This window comes from Streptomyces doebereineriae (genome assembly GCF_031845645.1).
GTDB lineage: Bacteria > Actinomycetota > Actinomycetes > Streptomycetales > Streptomycetaceae > Streptomyces > Streptomyces canus.
On record NZ_JAVREZ010000129.1, the window covers coordinates 1 to 491 of the forward strand.

The following is a 491-nucleotide window of genomic DNA, read 5'->3' on the forward strand; positions in this document are numbered from 1 at the left end:
TCTCGCGCTGGGTCTCCAGAACGCCGAAATCGCCCGCCAGCTCAATATCGGCGTTACCACCGTGAAGACTCATGTGGGTGTACTCAAAAGCAAACTGGGAGTTCCCAACAGGGTGGTGCTCGCCTCCGTCGCACAAAAGGCGGGATTGGCATGAGCATTTCCAAAAAGCATTTCCTGGCCGAGGCCGCCGTCGTCTCCCTGGCCCTGGTGGAGATCGGCGCCACCCGTACGCTCGGCCCGGCCTGGGTGCTGCCCTGGGCGGTGGTCGCCGCGCTCGCCCTGCCGTTCCGCAACCGCTTCCCCCAGGCGGTCCTGGCGGCCTCGATGCCCGCCCTCGCCAGCAGCTACCTATGGTTACCGGCCATCTTCCCGCTGTATGCCCTCGCCCGCGGCGGAGCCCCGCGCGCCCGGGTGTGGATCTGGGCCGGTTCGGTCGGCCTGGTGATGGCCTTTCCCTGGCCGCACTCGCTGCCCACCGCATGGTCCTGGGA

1 protein-coding gene and 1 pseudogene are annotated in these 491 nt (G+C 67.6%); both read left to right on the top strand.

Going from position 1 to position 491, the window contains the following annotated elements:
- Positions 1–7: 7 nt before the first annotated feature.
- Positions 8–154 (top strand): response regulator transcription factor, encoded by a 147-nt coding sequence (locus RNB18_RS54000; RefSeq protein ID WP_394817807.1) that lies wholly within the window; start codon positions 8–10, stop codon positions 152–154.
- A pseudogene (locus RNB18_RS51055) lies at positions 151–491 on the top strand (hypothetical protein); the annotation flags it as partial. The gene RNB18_RS54000 and the pseudogene RNB18_RS51055, both read left to right, overlap by 4 nt.